We start from the raw sequence: 16,435 nt of genomic DNA, 5'->3' as shown, positions 1-16,435 counted from the left end.
AACGAATGTTAAAGTTTTTTTAACCCATACTAGAAAAAAAAGAACGATACTTTTCAGCAGGTGAAGATTCATGGAAAAAGAATTAGATTTAAAATTACAAGGTAAAATTAGCCGATTAACGAACCAAACATTTAAATTTGACGATAGAATCGGTGAAGGCTGGTTTTCAGCTGTATACTTTTTAAAAACTAGAGAGATCATTCGAAAAAAGAAGCCAGATACTGAAGTAACAATGCAATTTTTCCAAAGAGATAATGCAGTATTATGTGGCACGGATGAAGCAATTGCTATTTTACAAACTTTTGCTGATCATCCAGAAAATCTTATTGTTCATTCTTTAAAGGATGGGGATATGATTGAACCATTTGAAACTGTTTTAACAATTAAAGGAAAATATGCTGATTTTGGCTATTTAGAGGGAATTATTGATGGTATTTTGGCTAGACGTACTTCTGTTGCTACCAACGTATACAATGTAAAACATTCTGCAAAATCCGCAGGCATTAAAAAGCCTGTTATTTTCATGGGAGATCGTGATGATCATTTTACGACACAAGCAGGAGACGGTTATGCTGCATTTATTGGTGGTGCAACTGCACAAGCAACTCATGCAATGAATGAGTGGTGGGGCAATGAAGGTATGGGCACAATGCCTCATGCTCTGATACAAATGTATAATGGTGATGTTGTTGAAGCTGCGCGTGCATACACAGAGGTTTATCCACAAGATGATTTAATTGTCTTAGTAGACTATAATAATGATGTCATAAATGATGCATTAAAGGTTGCGCGAGAATTTGGTAGTAAATTAAAGGCTGTACGTGTAGATACATCGAAAACAATGATTGATCAGTATTTTATTGGTAATCCAGAATTGTTAGGAAGTTTTGACCCTAGAGGTGTAAATCCTCCATTAATTTTTGCTTTACGAAATGCACTAGATCAAGAAGGGTATAACCATGTGCAAATTGTAGTAAGTGGAGGATTTACTGTAGAAAGAATCTTAGCTTTCGAGAAACAAGGTGTACCAGTAGATTTATATGGTGTAGGCGGAAGTTTATTAAAAGTTAATGTAGGATTTACAGGTGATAATGTCGAGTTAAATGGTGTGCAACAAGCGAAAGCTGGAAGAAAGCTTCGTGAAAACCCTCGATTAGAAAGGGTAGAAATGAGTCCCAGATAATAATGGGACAAAAAAATCAATATAAGATTCATAGTATTTTAATATAAGTTGATGGCTTAAAAAATTTATGTTTCCATCTATTTCCTCATAGTGCGACTTAAAATAAATAGTCCTATGGGAGTTAAAGTGATATAATACTAATTGCGTAAAAATTTAAGTTAGTTATCATTAAAAAAATAACTAGACTCGGCAAAGTAACAATGCATCAAATTTATAAAATATTGATGCCATTTCTTTTATTCACACATATACTGTCTAAGAGATAGGCCGTTGTATTAGTGATCGATTTTGGAGGTTCTTTTAATATGACAGTTTACCATTTTGTAGGAATTAAAGGTACTGGAATGAGTGCTTTGGCACAAATATTACATGATTCTGGTTTGACTGTACAGGGATCAGATTATGAAAAGCACTTTTTCACTGAAAATGAATTGCGAAAAAAAAATATTACGATTTTACCATTTGATAAAGCAAATATTAAAGAAGGCCAATTTGTAATAGCAGGTAATGCATTTCCTGATACTCATGAAGAAATTGCAACTGCTATTGAAAAGGGAATTCCGATGGCACGCTATCATAAATTCCTAGGGGAATATATGAATAAATTTACTAGCGTTGCAATTACTGGAGCACATGGTAAAACCTCTACGACAGGTTTATTAGCCCATGTAGTTTCTGGTGCGCGTCCAACTTCTTTTCTAATTGGAGATGGTACTGGTAAAGGTGAAAAAGACAGCGAGTATTTCGTATTTGAAGCTTGTGAATACCGTCGTCATTTTCTTTCTTACTTTCCAGACTATTGCATCATGACTAATATTGATTTTGATCATCCGGATTATTATAAAAGTGTAGATGATGTATTCGATGCTTTCCAACAAATGGCTGATCAAGTAAAGAAAGGTATTATTGCATGTGGAGATGACGAACATCTTCAACGAATTTATGCCAAAGTACCTGTAATGTATTATGGATTTAACGAGGACAATGATTTCCAAGCTCGTAATATCGAAAAGCATACAAATGGTACAACATTTGATGTATTCGTCCGTAATACGTATTACGCTACTTTTGATATTACAGGATATGGTGATCATAGTATTTTAAACGCTTTAGCAGTAATTGCGCTTTGCCATTATGAAGAAATCGATGTTGATATTATTAAAGCAAGATTATTAACATATGGTGGCGTAAAACGTCGTTTCAGTGAAAAACGCTTCGGAGATCAAATGTTAATCGATGATTATGCTCATCATCCAACTGAAATCCAAGCGACGATTCAAGCAGCACGTCAAAAATATCCTGATCGTGAAATCGTAGCAGTGTTCCAACCGCATACATTTACACGCACAAGTAAATTTTTAGATGAATTTGCTGGTACATTAGAAAAAGCAGATAAAGTTTACTTATGTGATATTTTTGGTTCTGCAAGAGAAGATAAAGGTACTTTAACAATTGAAGACCTTTCTTGTAAAATCGCAGGTGCTGAACTATTAACTGATGACAATATCAGCAATTTACAAAATCATAAAAATAGCGTATTAATTTTTATGGGTGCTGGAGATATCCAAAAATATCAAGCAGCATACGAAAAACTATAAAAACTGTAAAACCCGTTTATGAATATTCATAGACGGGTTTTTTGTTTTTTAGAATAAACTTGATTTACTAAAAACGCTGATATAAGAAGGTATATTGTAAAAACAAAAAGAATATGTCATACGAATGAAGAAGCTAAGGAGTGAGTTGATTGAATAATCACTATGATGTAATTATTGTTGGAGCGGGCTCTATGGGAATGGCAGCAGGATACTATTTATCAAAAGGAAATCAGAAAATATTATTAATAGATTCTTTTGATCCACCACATAGCTTTGGTAGCCATCACGGCGATACTAGAATCATTCGTCATGCATATGGAGAAAGTAGAGAATACGTACCTTTAGCATTACGGGCACAAACATTATGGGAAGAGTTAGAACAATTGTCTGGAAAACAATTATTCTCGAGAACAGGCGTTTTATGTGCTGGTGCATCTGGATCGACTTTTACAAATGAGGTAATAAATAGTGCAAAGGAATTTTCATTGCCGCTTGAAATAATGGATTATAATGAGATCAATGCAAGATGGCCCGGCTTATGTTTACCGGAAGGATTTATTGGTTGTTTAGAAACATCTTCCGGAATTCTTTTCAGTGAAGAGTGTATTCGAGCATATAGAGAACTATATGTTAAGGAAGGTAGTACTCTTAAAACAAAATCGCCTGTTGTGGATATTGAAGTAGACTCTAATAAGACACAAGTGCGTACAAAAGATTCTATTTATTCAGCAGATAAAATTGTAGTTTGTGCAGGCGCTTGGTCAGGGAAAATACTTGAAAAGGCTGGGTTACATATTCCTCTAAAACCTACTCGTAAAACAGTTGGTTGGTTTGAATGTGATAAGGAGCTATACGATTCTAGTTCGCTACCAGCATTTACAATTGATCTAATTGATCGACATTATTACGGTTTTCCAACTCTTCATAATAGCGGATTGAAAATTGGACGACATGATGGAGGACAAATTATAGATCCAGATCAATTTAACAGAGAATTTGGAGAGTTCATTGAAGATGAAACAGATCTGAGAAATTTCTTAAGTGAGTATATGCCGCTTGCAAATGGTAGATTAGTAAAAGGTAAAACATGTTTATATACAATGACACCGGATGAGCACTTCATTATTGATCAGCATCCAGAATACGAAAATTTAATTATTGCCACAGGTTTCTCTGGCCATGGCTTTAAGTTTGCAAGTGTTGTAGGTGAGATTATTGCTGATCTAGTAACAAAACAGAAAACTGCTTTTGATTTGAGTATGTTTTCATTAAATCGTTTTTTAAGCAAGAGATTGTAAATTTGAGGATTACATAAGTCAAATCTGCAATAAAAATCAGGAAAACTGCAAATAAACCAATATATACGTTATGTTCTGAGAGATAGCCAAAAAACTATCTCTTATTCTTTTGAATTTTTTTCCTCTTACCTTCATTATGCTCATGATTCCCTAATCCCCTGGACTTAACATTTCAGCAAGATTGTGCTAGTAATCCGAAACTTTATCTAGAGATAATTTGGTGAGTAATAATTATAATTTATTAAAAATGATGAAAATTTTTGGAAGCGCTTTAGGTACGTTTAAGTAAGTAGTTATTTTATTACTTACTATTTTTTATAATTTAATTTATCTGAAAAGTCAAAAAAGGGGGAATTCTTTTGAAGGATAAAAAATTTATGATGGACGATGCACCGCTTAATAAATTCCATATTCGGATTACGGCACTTACTTTTGGATCGAATTTTTCGGATGGTTATGCTTTAGGAATTATAGGCATGGCACTTTCACTCCTAGGTCCACAGATGAAATTAAATTCTGTATGGGAAGGATTAATCGGTAGTTCCGCATTAATCGGACTTTTTTTCGGTAGTTTGTTTCTTGGCGGATTATCAGATCGTATTGGTAGGCAGAAAATCTATTTAGCAAACTTTGTTATTATTACAATCGCATCTGCCCTGCAGTTTTTTGTTCACGATCCATATACACTTTTTGCCTTAAGGATTTTAATCGGTGTTGCACTCGGAGGAGATTATGCCGTAGGTTCTACTTTACTAGCTGAGTTTGCACCTAGAAAGTATAGAGGAATGTTATTATCTTCATTAAACGTTTTATGGACAGTTGGATATGTAGCTTCTAATTTAGTTGGTTATTACTTGGAAAAAACAGGGCCAGATGCATGGCGTTGGATGTTAGTGAGTGCTGCACTTCCTGGTTTAATTGTCTTACTTTTACGTTTTGGTACGCCGGAGTCTCCACGTTGGTTATTAAAGATGGGGCGTGTTGAAGAAGCACGTGCTATTGTAAGAAAGTATATTGGTGAAAATGCTGTAATGGATGAAACAGTTGACGCTCATTCTAAACATGCATACAAAATGACAGACTTATTCAATAAGCAGCTTTGGAAACGTACAACATTCGGATCACTTTTTTATATGTGTCAGGTAGTTCCGTATTTCGCAATCTATACATTCCTACCAACTATTTTAAGTAAAATGGGATTTGAAGAAACGTTTGGTGTAGACATGGTTCTAAACTTGTTCCTTCTAGTAGGGGCGTTAGCTGGTGTTTGGTGTACTGAAAAGTTAACTCGTAGAGGGTTTACAATTAATACATTTATTATTTTAACAATTTCATTATTCGCATTAACAGTTTTACCACAAGGTCTACATACAATCGCAATTATTGTGTTTGCAATCTTTACATTTGTAATGTCGGCAGCTTCCAATTTAACATTAGTGTATCCTGCTGAACTATTTCCTACCGAGGTTCGTGGTACTGGGGTTGGCTTGACGACAGCAGTTAGTCGAATAGGCTCAGCTATTGGGACATTCCTTTTACCGATAAGCGTTAGCTCAATGGGGATGGCACCTTCTATGATTGGAATGTCGATTATTCTATTTATTGGTACAATTGTTTCGATTGCTTGGGCTCCAGAGACAAAATCACTTTCATTAAACGAAGCTAGTAATCCATTACTTGAAGATGATCTAGTTGAGACAAATAAACAATCAGTTACGAGTTAAGCTGATACATTCATAGTAAAGAGGTGTTTTTGATGACCAAAAACGATTTAATTCATCCAAAAAATATAAATGAGGTTATTCTTGGAGATCATGAGTTATCAGTTAATGAAGTGATTGCTGTTGCATGTTATGGTGCAAAAGTATCGTTTTCAGAAAACTACTTTCTAAGAATAAATACTTCTCGAAATCTAGTTGAAAAATTTCTTGAAGAAGAAAGAGCAGTGTATGGCGTAACTACAGGGTTTGGAAGCAATGTAACAGAAATTATTTCAAAGGAAGATGCTCAGGCTCTTCAGAGAAATATTGTCCGATCTCATGCTGTTTCTGTAGGAGAGCCTCTTGAAAAAGAAGTAGTAAGAGCAATCCAATTAATGATCCTAAATAATATAGGGCAAGGCTATTCAGGAGTTAGATTTGAAGTGTTAGAGCTAATTGCTGCTCTTCTTAACAACGATATTTTACCATTTGTTCCTGGTGAGGGATCGGTAGCATATTTATCTCCCGAAGCGCATATGGCCCTGGTTTTAATGGGTGAGGGAAAAGCTTGGTACAAAGACGAGCTTCTAAATGGGCATGAAGCATTGGAGCGTGCAGGCTTAAAATCAGTAACATTTGAATGTAAAGAAGGATTAGCACTATTAAATGGTACTACTTCAGTAACAGCATTCGCTATACTCTCGATATATAATGCTATTCAAGCTGTAAAAACGGCAGATATCAGTGGTGCCATGTCATTAGAAGCGCTTAAAGGCACGATAAAAGCTTTAGATCCTCGTCTACACTCAGTAAAAAAACATGAAGAACAAATGAATACAGCTAGAATTGTTTCCAAGATTTTAGATGGAAGTGAGATAGCAGAGAAGTATAAAAACTATCGCTTACAAGATGCACTTAGCTTAAGATGTATACCACAAGTACATGGTGCAGTAAAAAAAGTATTTAAAAATGCATTGGAAAATGTTAAGAATGAAATGAAGTCTTCAAGTGATAATCCGATTATTTGGCCAGGGGAAGAAGATGGCACCGCATTAATGGGTGGAAATTTTGATGCTTCATTTGTTGGAATTTATGCGGATACTATTTGTATTGGTATGGCGAATTTAGCTAAGATTGCAGAGCGTCGTATCGATCGATTAGTGAATTTCCATGTAAGTGAACTTCCTAATTTCTTAGTTGTAAATCCTGGATTAAACAATGGATATATGATTCCACAATATACTGCAGCTGGATTGCTTAATGAAATAAGAGTACTATCCCATCCCGCAACGATTGATAATACATCTACATGTGCAAATCAAGAGGATGTTGTTAGCTTTGCTTATTTCGCAGCTAGGAAAGCTTATCAGATTTCAAAAAAACTTGAACATATTTTAGCAATCGAACTAATGGTTTCCACTCAAGCACTAGAATTCCATGATTCACTAAAACCGTCACCGGTAACGGCAAGTGTATATCAGTTAATTAGAAATCAAGTTCCAGCAGTTGAAGAGGATCGCTATTTTTATCATGATATAGAAACAATTCGTAATCAAATTCATGATGGAGATATTGTTGAACTTGTTGAAGAGAAAATAGGGGTCATGGAATTATGAAATTTTTAATGGAGCAGTTATACTCTAAGAGTATGACAGCTTCTTTTTTTATGCTCAATCATTTTGATACTTACTACCAAATGTTCAACTAAGAAAAATCATAGGCTAAAAAGGAGAAATTAAGATGAATCGAAATGCTACTCAATCAGCTTTTTCAAATTTGTTACTCTCTGGTACACTCGTCCATATAGGAACTTTTGATGAAGTTCAGGAAAGATGTGGCATTAATACTAATCCAAATGTTGTAATGGTCATATCAATTGATCGCTATCCTGATTTAGCAGCAGAAAACCCAATACAGTGGAAACAAGAAATTGGCCATAAACTAATAAATCAAATTGATCAGACGATCGGAGTTTCTTATTTATGGAACTGGGTAGAAGAAGGTGTGCTTGCACTTCTAATTGAGCTAGATGATATAGATAGTGAAATCGAGTTCAATAAAAAGATTTATAGAATGGCAGAAGAAATTCAAAATTCATTAGACAAGGTTCAGATTACAGTTTCAATTGGAATAGGTAAAAAATATAATGATCCTTATTTGTTATACCACTCTTTTGAAGAGGCTAGAAAGTCAATGTCAGGTCGTTTCTTTCAAGGGAACAAACTGATATTCCATAGTGGTATTAAACCAGTGGAAGAAAATACACTAAGAGCACGATCAACCGAGGATCGTATTGAATTATTAGCACTTGTACGAATTGGTGATGAAGAAGGGGTAGTCAATCAATTAAAAAGTTTCCTTGAAAAGGTAGCAAATGCATGTCGATTAAATGAAGACGTATTTAAGACTGAGGTAGTCGATTTAATTATGTTAATCTCTAGAGTTGTTGTAGAGTCAGGTGTGAATGCAACACTCATCATGTCAAAAAACGCTCAAATAATCCAGGAATTATATCATATTATTCGCTATGATAAATTTGTAAAAAAGGTTTGTGAATATGCTTACTGGCTAACGATTCAAATAGCCAATTCATTTAATAATCAGATGACCCCTATTATTCGTAAAGCAACTAAGTATATTAGAGAAAATCATCAAACTAGTATAACACTGGAAGAAATTGCTCAATATTGCTGCATAAGTAAGTATCATTTCAGTCACTTATTCAAAAAAGAAATTGGCACTAGTGTAATTGACTTTTTAAATAGAATAAGGATTGAAAAATCAATGTTTTATTTAGAAATGACTGATTTAACTATGCAAGAAATTGCTACACGAATTGGTTTTCAAGATTCGAATTACTTTAGTCGTATATTTAAAAAATACATAAAAAGTAGCCCTTCAGAATATAGGGCTACTAAATATCCACACTTAAATTTAGTGTTAGAAAATTAAAATTAGGATGCAGAGTTTAGGGGTAAGGAAAAGCTTTACCCTTATTCCTGTCTTTCTAATCTTGTTGCATAAGGGTAAAGTGGATCTAATAATTGGAATTCGTAAGTAATTCCATCAACTTTTCCTACCACCTTTTCACTATCATAAAGGTCTAGCATGAAACCTGCCATTTCTTTTGCAGTATGATATTTTGGCAGCACGCCTTCAAATTTAACATTTTCTTTTAAATCATACGATACTTTTGCAAATTCCGTTTCGGTTGCAGCTGGTGCTAATACTTTTGCTTGCATTTTCGAACCTTTCTCCTTTAATTCATGAGCAAGCCCTTCTGTAAAGGCACTTACATAGAATTTAGTCGCACAATATGTGATGGCATTACCAATGATTGTATATCCTCCACCTGATGAAACATTGATAACTTGTGTACCTTCGACTGTTGAATAATCACGTACATATAGAGAAGTTAAAATCGTTAAAGCTTCAATATTCAAATTAAGCATACTCTCGATCTTTTCTAAATTTTGTTCTCCAACTGAAGCGAAATTACCAAAACCTGCATTATTAATCCAAGTTTCAATATCATATTCTTTCAGGCCTTCATATAAAGTAAAAGCATTTTTAACAACAGATAAATCTGCAGTTTTTATTACTACATCAAGATCTGCATTCAATTTAGCAATTTCTGACTTTAATTTTTCAAGTTCTTCCGTTCTACGAGCAACGATGATTAGATTTTTTCCACGTGCGGCAAACGCAAGAGCTGATTCATAACCAATTCCTGAACTAGCACCTGTAATGACAGTATATTTTTTCAACTAAATTCCTCCCAATAATATGGTTTGTACTATATTTAAATTAATTGTGTATCAGTTACGGATTCATTATACTGGTTAGAGTAAACTCTAAGTCAAACTGTTTTTTACTTGAATATTTTTGACTTAAACTGGAGGTACTTATGTATACAATTGGTGAAGTCGCAAAGATGTTAGGGATAAGCACACATACATTACGTTATTATGAAAAAGAACAGATCATTCTTCCTGATCGAAGTGCAAATGGTGAAAGGCTGTATTCTGAATCACACATTCAGTGGTTAAGATTTGTCCTAAAGCTAAAAGAAACACAAATGCCAATTAATAAGATTAAAGAGTATGCACATTTATATACAGAAGGTGAGCATACATCTTTTGCTAGGTTGGATCTATTAGTTGAGCATAAACAGTCTATTGAACATCAACTAAAAACATTAGAAGAAACAAATAAAATGTTGGAGCATAAAATTAATTCTTATAAAGAGGTAATTCAAAAGAACATAATCAAAAAATAAAACCTTATTGGAGAAATCCCCAATAAGGTTTTTATTTTTTATTTTATTCAACTCTTTCTTTTTTTCTTAAACCCGCAAACCCTAAAAGTCCAAGAAGCCCAAGCCAGCCATAATTGAAATGATTATTATCGGTATTGTCTGTAGTATTTAAAGTGTTAGTAACAGGTGTAGGAGTAGTACTTACATTTCGTCGATAATAATTTCCGTCATTATTGACTGGATTATTTACTCCATTATTGTTATTTAACATGTCATTTGTTGTATTTTTGATATTATTTTTTGTATTATAATACCCTTCTTTAACCGTGTTTTTCGTATTATTTACAACGTGGTTTGGATCATTAAAATCATTGTCAAAATCTCTTTTTATATGTTTACCATTATGATCATAGCTTGGTTCTAACTGGGTAGCGTCAGGTCCAGTTGAAGCAGCATGAACATTAGCTGAAATTATAAATGATAATGATACAGTGCATAATGTAAGACAAATTTTATTCATCTTTAACCCTCCTTCCTTATGCATTAATAATTTGTGCATCTTTTGAAGGATTATATGTGGCAAAAAAGTCCATTAAATATAAGCTCTAGTATTATTTGAATTTGATGAATTGTACCAGAAATAACAAAGTGCAGTAATCATTAACAAATCAACAAAGTCCCCTCCATAATACATTAAGACTGCACCTTGTTGAGCATCATTTAAGGCAAAATTGTCTATCGGATTTGCAAAAAGCAACTTCGATAAAATAGCATGACCTGCTAATGCAAGAAGCAAAATTGATGATCGGAAGAAATAACTGTATTTATAAGAAATCGGTTCAATGGCAACAATTGAGATCGTAAACAAATATCCTGCAAAAAATAAATGGATATGTACAAAAATTAACAAGAAGATGCTCTCATGAATTAAATTAAACACTGTGGAGGTATACAGTATCCAAAGTCCTCCAATATTTAAAAGCAATGTACTAATAGGATGAGTTAATATTCGAATAGGAGCACTTCTTAAAAGACGTGTAACACGCCTTGCATGGTGTGTTTTTATTGAAGTTAATAATAATGTAATCGGTCTAGATAATGCTATTAAAAAGGGAGCGAGCATTCCTAGTAACAAATGCATAATCATGTGGAAAACAAAAAGATGGTGACTTAGTTTTGCAATTGGTCCAATAACAGAAACTAATAAACAAAGCAAACCAGATACCCATAATATAGTACGTGATTTAGGCCATGCCATTTTTTTATATTTCATTGCAGCAACTAAATAACCACCAATAAAAAGTGAAATTAATAATATAATGATTAGATCAAATGAAGTGAAGTATGTTGTAAAATTATTTCTCAAAATGACCACCTTTATTTCGAGTTTTAAGAATTAGAAAACAACCTATTAAAGTCATAATTGTAGCAGTAATGTTCCAAGTTAAATCATAGGGCATTATATCGACGTTATATCTAATTTGATGAAGCTTCATCCATTTATGCTGAACTGTTCCATCATAAAGTTGAAACAAACCTGCTCCGAGTAATACACCGCCTATCCATCTTTTAATATAAAGTGATTTTTTTCTTCTTAAATTCGCAAACATAAATAAAGATCCAATCGTTGCGAACCAACTAAATGCATGAAAAAGACCATCAGAGATAAGCCCAATACTTGTTGTAGACTTATCGTAAAAATGATGCCAATGAAGTAGTTGATGAAAAACTGCTTCGTCAAAAAACGCCACCAATCCAAGTCCAAATAAAATTCCAGACCACAAATTTAATTGAAAATAATTAGTTGAATTCTGTAGAGTAGTCATAAATAATCCCCCGTTTGCAAATGGTATATTTTTCATTTTGCCCCCAATTTTACCTATCAAATCGTAATTAGTAAAAATTACAATTCGACCAAAAACGATACTTGGGAAATATAAAGATTGTGATTGTTTTTAGTTACACAAAACGCGGAGGTTATATGGATAAAAAACAAATGCGGAGTTTATGGGCTCTATCTACAGTACCTCTAGTAATGACTTTAGGTAATTCAATGTTGATTCCCGTACTACCAAAATTAGAACAACAATTAAATATATCTGGTCTTAAAGTTTCAATGATTATAACTGTTTATTCAGTTATTGCAATCATTCTTATCCCTATAGCTGGTTATTTATCGGATTTATTTGGGAGAAAAAAAGTGATTATTCCAAGTTTAATTATTGCGGGAATTGGAGGGGCTTTAGCCGGCATTGTTTGTTGGAAGTTAGAAAATCCATATGCGTGGTTAATTGTTGGAAGAATCATTCAGGGTATCGGTTCTGCAGGAGCTATGCCAGTTGTTATTCCATGTGTGGGAGACATGTTTAAGGATGAAAATGAAGTAAGCAAAGGATTAGGCTTAGTTGAGACTTCGAATACGTTTGGAAAAGTACTAAGTCCAATACTTGGATCTGCTTTAGCAGCAGTTATTTGGTATTTACCATTTTTATCAATACCGTTTCTTTGCTTGATATCCATTATTTTAATTTTAATATTTGTAAATCCTCCAAAACAACCTATGAGATCAAAAAGAGCAGATAAAAGAAAGAAAAAATTTAAAATGTTTATCAGATCAATTCGGAAAATATTTCGAAATAATGGCAAATGGCTTTATACGATATTTATATTAGGTGCCATTATAATGTTCATTTTATTTGGAATGCTTTTTTATTTGTCGAAAATATTAGAAAAACGTTATCAAATTGTTGGAATATGGAAAGGTTGCGTGTTAGCAATCCCGCTTGCTGCTTTATCCTACACATCTTATAAAACAGGTAAAAAAATTGGAAATCAAAAAGGTGCTATGAAAAAATGTATTGTCATTGGATTTGTCTTGATAAGTCTTTCGTTTGTAATGCCGATCATCAATAAAGATATTTATATAATCATCACAAGTTTATTGATCAGTGGGATTGGAATCGGAATGTCGTTACCAAGCTTAGATGCATTAATAACAGAAGGGATTGAAAAAGAACAAAGAGGAACGATTACTTCTCTTTATAGTTCTTTACGCTTTGTAGGGGTAGCTGCAGGACCACCTGCTTTTGCCTATTTAATGAATAAACCAGATAATTATATGATGTATTTTTCCATCTTATTAGCTGTAATTGGTCTTTTTTTATCCATAAAGTATATTAAGCCTAAACAAGAACCTATGCCAAAAGTAAAGAAAAAGTTCACTTAATTGAGAGTGAACTTTTCTATTTTAGAAATTCATGTTTAGACATTCTAGAAAAGCAAATTGAATTAAACCTTTTCTTTTAACAAAAGCTATTCGTAAAAATAATAAAGGTAGTGAATATATGCATACAGTATGGAAAGGTACAATTAGTATGGGATTAGTTACAATCCCTGTAAAGTTATTTTCAGCAGTTGAGGATAAGGATATAAAGTTTCGTCAATATCATAAGGATTGTAAAACACCAATTTCTTATAAAAAAGTTGCTAGTTGTGACGATGAAGTTACTCCAGAAGAAATTATTAAAGTTTTTGAAACACCAAATGGTAGGGTTGTGGAAATAACAGAAGAGGAAATGAATAAATTAAAAGAAGAATTTGAACTGAAAACTGTATCAATCATTGATTTTGTGAAACTTTCAGAAATTGATCCAGTGTATTTTGATCGAACATATTATATTGGTCCGGATTCTGGTGGAACAAAAGCATATGCTTTACTTTCAGAAATATTGAAGAAAAGTAAGAAAATCGGTCTTGCTAAAATTACAATTCGTAGCAAACAACGATTAGCTGCGATTCGACCATATAAAAACGCGATTATTCTCGAAACATTACATTTTCCAGATGAGATAAGAGCAATCGAAAATCTTCCTGGCGGTGTGCCTGAAAAAGCTGGATTGGCGGAGCGAGAATTACAAGCAGGTATGATGCTAGTTGAACAACTAACGACAACGTTTAATCCAGAAAACTATACTGATACATATCGCACAGCCTTAGAACTATTAATTTCAGAAAAAGTTAATAAAAATGATTATATCGCGACAGGGCAGGAGAAGCCGGCAGAGCAAAAAAATGTTGTTGATTTAATGTCTGCATTACAAGCAAGTATTGATCGAACAAAAGGACAAGCAACACCTCCGAAAAAGCCTAAGACAAAAGCACCTAAAAAAGCAACGAGTTAAATAGGAGGCAGTAATGGAGCTAAATCCAATTTTTCCTTTTGAGCCCATTTCTTCAGATATTGTACCAATTGGTCCAGAGTGGATTTCGCAAATTAAATGGGACGGTGTAAGAATCCTAACCTATTTTGATGGGAAAGTAGTTAAATTATTTAACCGCAAATTAAATGATCGCACAAAGATTTTTCCAGAACTAACAAATATAAAATCCTATACGAATGCTAGGTCAATCATTTTAGATGGGGAGGTCATCGCTCTCGATCAAAATGGTAATCCTTCATTTCATGAGGTAATGCGTAGAGATGGAATTAGGCGCATGGATCGGATTGATTCAGCAATAGAAGCTGTACCTATTTTCTATATGATTTTTGATATTCTTTTTTACAATGGAGAATGGGTTACTCAATTACCACTTGAAAAGAGACAAAATTTATTATTCGAAGCAATTCAACCTAATGAGCAAATTCAATTAGTTCCAAATAATACTGATGGAGTTGCTTTATTTGAGGTGGCGAAACAACATAATTTAGAAGGAATCGTATGTAAAAATTTAAATAGTAAATATTTGATCAATGGAAAGCACAATGCGTGGCAAAAAGTAAAAAATTATAAGGACATTATTGCTGTAATCGGTGGGGTAACGTATCGTTCTGGAATTGTTAATTCTATTTTGGTAGGACTGTATGACGAAAAGAATCAGCTCGAGTTTATAGGACATGTGGGAACAGGGAAATTAACGAAATCAGAATGGAAAGACCTTACTACAGTCATTAATACGATAAAAATAGAAAAGAATCCATTCAGTAGCCAACCAAAAAGAATAAAGGAAATTCAATGGATTCAACCGTTGTTAACTGTTAAAGTTCAATTCATTGAATGGACTGAAGGTCATTCATTAAGACAACCAAGTATCCAAGCGTTTGTCGAAAAAGATCCTAAAGAATGTACTCTTACAGATTAGGGGATGTAAGATATGAATAATTACTTTTTTCAAAAACGTAATAAAACTTATGCAGGCTATTTCTTTATTTTAGGTTTCAATTTAAAAGAGGAAACTTTTTTAGTAGGACTAAAAATAGAAAATGATATTTTACAAATGGGGTCTTTCTCTAGTGGTCTTAGCGTGGAAGAGAAGGGGATTTTGATTAAAGCAATCGCAGCAAATAAAAAAAGCAAAAAAGGTAATATAGAATTTGTTGAGCCTGGGATCTGTATTGAACTTGAGTTTCAAAGTATAGAAAACAATCAATTAACAAATGCCAAATTTATATCTTTTCAATTACAGCATGCATGGAATGAATGCACTTGGGATGGTTTACTTTTGGCTAATCTTAATTTGGAGGAAGAATTAACACTTACTAGTCTTGATAAAGTTATTTGGAACGAACCTTATATTAACAAGGAAAGATTTCTATCATATTTGGCACAAGTATCTTCATATATCCTTCCGTTTTTGAAAAATCGTTTATTAACAACGATCCGTTTTCCAAATGGGATAGATGGTGAGTCGTTTTTTCAAAAAAATCGTCCAGATTATGCTCCAAGCTTTATTAAAACTGAAGAACAAGAGGGAAATAATTTTGTTATTTGTAATGATGTATCAACATTGCTATGGTTAGGAAATCAATTGGCTATTGAATACCATATTCCTTTTCAAACATATGAAGCCCAAAATCCGGTTGAAATCGTATTTGATTTGGATCCACCTAATACAGATGCATTTCCTTTAGCTATAAAAGCCGCATTGGAAATGAAGTTAATCTTTGAATCATTTCAAATAAAAAGCTACCCAAAAGTGTCTGGAAGTAAAGGGATTCAAATTCATATTCCAATAAAAGAAAACTCGCTCACCTATGATGATACAAGAGTATTTACATCTTTTATTGCACATTATTTAATTGAGAAGTTTCCAGATGATTTTACGATCGAAAGATTAAAGAAAAATCGAGGTAATCGCCTTTATATCGATTATGTACAGCATGCAAAAGGTAAAACGATTATTTGCCCATATTCTACAAGGGGAAAGGGAAAACCTACAGTTGCAACTCCACTTTTTTGGGATGAAGTAAATGATGAATTAAAAATGGAAACATTTACGATCCCGTTCGTACTAAATCGGTTAGAAAATAGTAGTTGTCCAATGCAGGACTATTTTGATCAAGAAAATAGTTCTTTAATCGATTTAATTTCTAAAATTAAACAACAATCAAAATAAAACTC

At 33.2% G+C, this 16,435-nt stretch carries 15 protein-coding genes; 11 read left to right on the top strand and 4 right to left on the bottom strand.

Going from position 1 to position 16,435, the window contains the following annotated elements; translation table 11 throughout:
• Positions 1 to 70 precede the first annotated feature (70 nt).
• From B6K90_RS14765 to B6K90_RS14740, 6 genes are all read left to right on the top strand, one after another.
• Complete coding sequence (locus B6K90_RS14765; protein ID WP_088013550.1) at positions 71 to 1,183, top strand: nicotinate phosphoribosyltransferase; 1,113 nt, start codon at positions 71 to 73, stop codon at positions 1,181 to 1,183.
• Positions 1,184 to 1,488: 305 nt separating this feature from the next.
• Entirely contained in the window at positions 1,489 to 2,781 is a 1,293-nt protein-coding gene (gene murC, locus B6K90_RS14760) for a UDP-N-acetylmuramate--L-alanine ligase (protein ID WP_088013549.1), read from the top strand.
• 149 nt (positions 2,782 to 2,930) lie between these two features.
• Positions 2,931 to 4,079 (top strand): N-methyl-L-tryptophan oxidase, encoded by a 1,149-nt coding sequence (gene solA / locus B6K90_RS14755; protein ID WP_088013548.1) that lies wholly within the window; start codon positions 2,931 to 2,933, stop codon positions 4,077 to 4,079.
• 359 nt (positions 4,080 to 4,438) lie between these two features.
• A complete protein-coding gene (locus tag B6K90_RS14750) occupies positions 4,439 to 5,803 on the top strand; it encodes an MFS transporter (RefSeq protein WP_235821810.1) in 1,365 nt (454 codons plus the stop codon).
• Positions 5,804 to 5,835: 32 nt separating this feature from the next.
• Complete coding sequence (gene hutH, locus B6K90_RS14745; protein WP_088013547.1) at positions 5,836 to 7,395, top strand: histidine ammonia-lyase; 1,560 nt, start codon at positions 5,836 to 5,838, stop codon at positions 7,393 to 7,395.
• A 124-nt stretch (positions 7,396 to 7,519) separates the two neighbouring features.
• The gene (locus B6K90_RS14740; RefSeq protein ID WP_088013546.1) at positions 7,520 to 8,731 is read left to right on the top strand and encodes a helix-turn-helix domain-containing protein; all 1,212 of its coding nucleotides are present in this window, start codon (positions 7,520 to 7,522) and stop codon (positions 8,729 to 8,731) included.
• 41 nt (positions 8,732 to 8,772) lie between these two features.
• Here B6K90_RS14740 and B6K90_RS14735 read toward each other — a convergent pair whose 3' ends face one another.
• Positions 8,773 to 9,546, bottom strand: coding sequence for an SDR family NAD(P)-dependent oxidoreductase (locus tag B6K90_RS14735; protein ID WP_088013545.1), 774 nt, complete (start codon positions 9,544 to 9,546; stop codon positions 8,773 to 8,775).
• A 140-nt stretch (positions 9,547 to 9,686) separates the two neighbouring features.
• On the opposite strand from B6K90_RS14735, the gene B6K90_RS14730 reads away from it, so the two are divergent.
• Positions 9,687 to 10,058, top strand: a complete 372-nt coding sequence (locus B6K90_RS14730; RefSeq protein ID WP_088013544.1) for a MerR family transcriptional regulator — start codon at positions 9,687 to 9,689, stop codon at positions 10,056 to 10,058.
• A gap of 43 nt (positions 10,059 to 10,101) precedes the next feature.
• Here the strand turns inward: B6K90_RS14730 and B6K90_RS24200 are convergent, their stop codons facing one another.
• The 3 genes from B6K90_RS24200 to B6K90_RS14715 all read right to left on the bottom strand — a co-directional run bounded on the left by B6K90_RS24200 (position 10,102) and on the right by B6K90_RS14715 (position 11,863).
• The gene (locus tag B6K90_RS24200) at positions 10,102 to 10,557 is read right to left on the bottom strand and encodes a WGxxGxxG family protein (RefSeq protein WP_088013543.1); all 456 of its coding nucleotides are present in this window, start codon (positions 10,555 to 10,557) and stop codon (positions 10,102 to 10,104) included.
• Between the two features lie 72 nt (positions 10,558 to 10,629).
• A complete protein-coding gene (locus tag B6K90_RS14720; RefSeq protein WP_088013542.1) occupies positions 10,630 to 11,403 on the bottom strand; it encodes a cytochrome c oxidase assembly protein in 774 nt (257 codons plus the stop codon).
• A complete protein-coding gene (locus tag B6K90_RS14715) occupies positions 11,393 to 11,863 on the bottom strand; it encodes a DUF2243 domain-containing protein (protein ID WP_088013628.1) in 471 nt (156 codons plus the stop codon). Before B6K90_RS14715 ends, B6K90_RS14720 begins: the two co-directional genes overlap by 11 nt.
• Positions 11,864 to 12,018: 155 nt before the next feature.
• On the opposite strand from B6K90_RS14715, the gene B6K90_RS14710 reads away from it, so the two are divergent.
• From B6K90_RS14710 to ligD (B6K90_RS14695), 4 genes are all read left to right on the top strand, one after another.
• A complete protein-coding gene (locus tag B6K90_RS14710) occupies positions 12,019 to 13,263 on the top strand; it encodes an MFS transporter (RefSeq protein WP_088013541.1) in 1,245 nt (414 codons plus the stop codon).
• A gap of 118 nt (positions 13,264 to 13,381) precedes the next feature.
• On the top strand, positions 13,382 to 14,218 hold the full coding sequence (ku, locus tag B6K90_RS14705; RefSeq protein ID WP_088013540.1) for a non-homologous end joining protein Ku: 837 nt from the start codon (positions 13,382 to 13,384) through the stop codon (positions 14,216 to 14,218).
• A gap of 13 nt (positions 14,219 to 14,231) precedes the next feature.
• Complete coding sequence (gene ligD / locus B6K90_RS14700; RefSeq protein ID WP_088013539.1) at positions 14,232 to 15,176, top strand: non-homologous end-joining DNA ligase; 945 nt, start codon at positions 14,232 to 14,234, stop codon at positions 15,174 to 15,176.
• A 12-nt stretch (positions 15,177 to 15,188) separates the two neighbouring features.
• Positions 15,189 to 16,430 carry a DNA ligase D gene (ligD, locus tag B6K90_RS14695; protein WP_088013538.1) on the top strand — a complete coding sequence of 414 codons (1,242 nt, stop codon included), beginning with the start codon at positions 15,189 to 15,191 and terminating at the stop codon, positions 16,428 to 16,430.
• The last annotated feature ends 5 nt before the right edge of the window (positions 16,431 to 16,435 follow it).

The sequence above is a fragment of the Gottfriedia acidiceleris genome (assembly GCF_002128425.1).
GTDB lineage: Bacteria > Bacillota > Bacilli > Bacillales > Bacillaceae_G > Gottfriedia > Gottfriedia acidiceleris.
This window is presented reverse-complemented; position numbering and strand designations above follow the sequence as displayed.

Coding starts and splice junctions, on each gene's coding strand:
- ligD (WP_088013538.1), top strand. CDS start 15,189: ATGAATAATTACTTTTTTCAAAAACGTAATAAAACTTATGCAGGCTAT.
- B6K90_RS14765 (WP_088013550.1), top strand. CDS start 71: ATGGAAAAAGAATTAGATTTAAAATTACAAGGTAAAATTAGCCGATTA.
- B6K90_RS14715 (WP_088013628.1), bottom strand. CDS start 11,863: ATGACTACTCTACAGAATTCAACTAATTATTTTCAATTAAATTTGTGG.
- B6K90_RS14740 (WP_088013546.1), top strand. CDS start 7,520: ATGAATCGAAATGCTACTCAATCAGCTTTTTCAAATTTGTTACTCTCT.
- B6K90_RS14710 (WP_088013541.1), top strand. CDS start 12,019: ATGGATAAAAAACAAATGCGGAGTTTATGGGCTCTATCTACAGTACCT.
- hutH (WP_088013547.1), top strand. CDS start 5,836: ATGACCAAAAACGATTTAATTCATCCAAAAAATATAAATGAGGTTATT.
- ligD (WP_088013539.1), top strand. CDS start 14,232: ATGGAGCTAAATCCAATTTTTCCTTTTGAGCCCATTTCTTCAGATATT.
- B6K90_RS24200 (WP_088013543.1), bottom strand. CDS start 10,557: ATGAATAAAATTTGTCTTACATTATGCACTGTATCATTATCATTTATA.
- murC (WP_088013549.1), top strand. CDS start 1,489: ATGACAGTTTACCATTTTGTAGGAATTAAAGGTACTGGAATGAGTGCT.
- B6K90_RS14730 (WP_088013544.1), top strand. CDS start 9,687: ATGTATACAATTGGTGAAGTCGCAAAGATGTTAGGGATAAGCACACAT.
- ku (WP_088013540.1), top strand. CDS start 13,382: ATGCATACAGTATGGAAAGGTACAATTAGTATGGGATTAGTTACAATC.